The sequence below is a fragment of the Pseudokineococcus sp. 1T1Z-3 genome (assembly GCF_037482365.1).
In the GTDB taxonomy this organism is placed as follows: domain Bacteria; phylum Actinomycetota; class Actinomycetes; order Actinomycetales; family Quadrisphaeraceae; genus Pseudokineococcus.
This window is the reverse complement of sequence record NZ_JBBHZF010000006.1, coordinates 1-1,756: the sequence shown is the minus strand read 5'-3', so window position 1 is coordinate 1,756 and position 1,756 is coordinate 1. Positions and strand designations below refer to the sequence as shown.

Here is a 1,756-nt window from a genome sequence, read left to right as displayed (position 1 = left end):
CGGCCCCAGCATGGGCGGTCCTACGCCGGTACGGGAATATCAACCCGTTGTCCATCGACTACGCCTGTCGGCCTCGCCTTAGGTCCCGACTTACCCAGGGCGGATTAGCCTGGCCCTGGAACCCTTGATCAATCGGCGGACGGGGTTCTCACCCGTCATTCGCTACTCATGCCTGCATTCTCACTCGTGTGGCGTCCACGACTCGGTCACCCGGCCGCTTCACCCCCCACACGACGCTCCCCTACCCACCCACGCACCTGGACCAACCCAAAGGCGGCCTAGCTCACGCGTGGACGTCACGGCTTCGGCGGTGTGCTTGAGCCCCGCTACATTGTCGGCGCGGAATCACTTGACCAGTGAGCTATTACGCACTCTTTCAAGGATGGCTGCTTCTAAGCCAACCTCCTGGTTGTCAGCGCAACTCCACATCCTTTCCCACTTAGCACACGCTTAGGGGCCTTAGCCGGTGATCTGGGCTGTTTCCCTCTCGACTACGAAGCTTATCCCCCGCAGTCTCACTGCCCCGCTTCACTTACCGGCATTCGGAGTTTGGCTGACGTCAGTAACCTTGTCGGGCCCATCGGCCATCCAGTAGCTCTACCTCCGGCAAGAAACACGAGACGCTGCACCTAAATGCATTTCGGGGAGAACCAGCTATCACGGAGTTTGATTGGCCTTTCACCCCTACCCACAGGTCATCCCCCAGGTTTTCAACCCTGGTGGGTTCGGGCCTCCACGCGGTCTTACCCACGCTTCACCCTGCCCATGGGTAGATCACTCCGCTTCGGGTCTAGGACACGCGACTCAAACGCCCTCTTCGGACTCGCTCTCGCTACGGCTTCCCCACACGGGTTAACCTCGCCACATGCCACTAACTCGCAGGCTCATTCTTCAAAAGGCACGCCGTCACACCACAAGGATGCTCCGACGGCTTGTAGGCGCACGGTTTCAGGTACTATTTCACTCCCCTCCCGGGGTACTTTTCACCTTTCCCTCACGGTACTCGTCCGCTATCGGTCACCAGGGAGTATTCAGGCTTAGGGGGTGGTCCCCCCAGATTCACACGGGATTTCTCGGGCCCCGTGCTACTCGGGAACACCGTCCAAGGAGGCCACGCCATTTCGTCTACGGGGGTCCCACCCTCTACGCCGGACCATCCAAGGCCCTTCGACTATGACACGACTTGATCACTCCTCGCCGCAGCGGCAGCCACGACCAACGGGTCCCACAACCCCACCACCGCAACCCCTGCCGGGTATCACACGGTGCCGGTTTAGCCTCGTCCGCTTTCGCTCGCCACTACTCACGGAATCGCTGTTGCTTTCTCTTCCTGTGGGTACTGAGATGTTTCACTTCCCCACGTTACCTCCACCCACCCTATATATTCAGGTGGGAGTGACTGGAGATGAATCCAGCCGGGTTCCCCCATTCGGACATCCTCGGATCACAGCTCGGTTGCCAGCTCCCCGAGGCTTATCGCAGGCTCCTACGTCCTTCATCGGCTCCTGGTGCCCAGGCATCCACCGTACGCCCTTAAAAACTTGGCCACAAAGATAAAGATGCTCGCGTCCACTGTGCAGTTCTCAAGCAACACGCACGCCACGCACCACACCGGCACCCACCCCCACCCACGCCCCCACCACCAGGCGAAGACACACGGGAAGCAGTATGACCGGGCACGTGACCCACCAGAGCAACCAGACCACCACGGCCTGCTCCCTCAGGACCCAACAGCGCACCACAGCCCGACACCACC

General features: G+C 60.5%; 1 rRNA gene. It reads right to left on the bottom strand.

The window, feature by feature from the left end:
* Positions 1 to 1,547: ribosomal RNA gene (locus WDV86_RS02850) — 23S ribosomal RNA — on the bottom strand; the annotation flags it as partial.
* Between the last annotated feature and the right edge of the window lie 209 nt (positions 1,548 to 1,756).